The sequence below is a fragment of the Ramlibacter cellulosilyticus genome, from assembly GCF_014297465.1.
Taxonomy (GTDB): Bacteria; Pseudomonadota; Gammaproteobacteria; order Burkholderiales; family Burkholderiaceae_C; genus Ramlibacter; species Ramlibacter cellulosilyticus.
In genome coordinates this window covers 1-1376 of record NZ_JACORT010000027.1, presented here as the reverse complement: position 1 = coordinate 1376, position 1376 = coordinate 1, and the positions used below count along the sequence as shown (strand labels likewise).

Annotated in this window: 1 protein-coding gene; it reads right to left on the bottom strand. The window is 65.4% G+C overall.

What is annotated here, in order from left to right; genetic code table 11:
* Window positions 1–47: 47 nt before the first annotated feature.
* Window positions 48–1321 (bottom strand): IS3 family transposase gene (locus tag H8N03_RS25950; protein WP_255428405.1). Its coding sequence is split into 2 segments (ribosomal slippage): window positions 48–1054 and window positions 1054–1321, totalling 1275 coding nucleotides; the frame shifts between segments, so codons are not numbered across the junction.
* Window positions 1322–1376 lie beyond the last annotated feature (55 nt).

The following is a 1376-nucleotide window of genomic DNA, read 5'->3' as shown; positions in this document are numbered from 1 at the left end:
TGAACTTGACCCTCTCCGCGGACTGGTAAACGGTTGATTCTCCAGCCTTAGATCAGCAGTGGCGCAGGGTTTTCCAGGGCGGCGGGCGGCGCTTGCGACGAACCGGCCGCCGCGGTGGGAAACCCGTGTGTTCGGCTACGGTGGTCTGCCTTTGCGTACTGGCGTTCGAATGCAGCAGGCGACAGGTAGTCGATGCTGGAATGCAGCCGTCGCGGGTTGTACCAACCCTCGATCCACTGGAACAGTGCAGCGCGCGCCTCGGCGCGCGTGCTCCAGTTGCGACGTGCGATCAGCTCGCACTCCAGGGTCGCGAAGAAGCTCTCCGCCATTGCGTTGTCGTAGGCATCTCCGACACTGCCCATGGAGAGCCGCACTCCGGCTTGCTCGCAGCGGCGGCGGAATGCCGTGCTGGTGTACTGGCTGCCTTGATCCGAGTGGTGGATGACCTCCTTGGGTCTGCGGACCTGCAGCGCCATGTTCAAGGCCGAAAGCACCAGGTCGGCAGGCATGTCCTCTGCCATCGACCAGCCCACCACCTTGCGGCTGAACACATCGAGCACGACTGCCAGGTACAGGAATCCGGCGGCCGTCGGCACGAAGGTGATGTCAGCCACCCAGAGCTGGTCGGGCGCCTCGGCGGTGAAGTTGCGCTTGACCAGATCGGGGGCGGGTCTCTGGCGCTCGTCGCGGACGGTCGTCGCTACGAACCGTCGACGCGTGACTCCGCGCAGGCACGATGCCTTCATCAGTCGGGCCACGCGCCTTCGGCTCACACGCACGCCTTCAGAGCACAGCAGCCGGCGGATCCGAGGCATTCCATAGGTGCCGTCCGAGTCCGTGTGGGCCTGCCGGATCTTCTGCGTGAGGGCCTTGTCAGACTTGATTCGCGCACTTGGCTCCCGGTCCCGCCAGGCGTAGTAGCCGCTGGTCGAAACGCGCAGCGTCTCGCACATGGCGCGCACTCCCACCCGGTTGTTGGCGTCGGCCTGGGTCGCTCTCACGAGTTCGTAGACGGCGTGGACGTCTTCTCGTTTTTGGCGGCGAACCAGGCCGTAGCCTTTGCCAAGATGTCGCGCTCCTGCTCCAGGCGGGCCACGGTACGGCGCAGCCGCACCAGCTCCTCGCGCTCGGACGCGTCCAGCCCCTGCTTGCCAAAGGCCTTGGCTGCCGCTTTACGGCCGTCCTCGGCGACCCAATTGGAGATGGCCTGGGCGGAGCAGCCGAACTGGCGGGACAGCTCCGCCGGCGTCTGGCCCCCGAGCACCAGCTCCACCATCTGCTTCTGGAATTCCGCCGGATATGGCGGCACGAACCTTCTCATCGGACACCCCTCCTTTCAGGACGGTAAGGTGTCCGCGAAAAGGGGTCAACTTCAG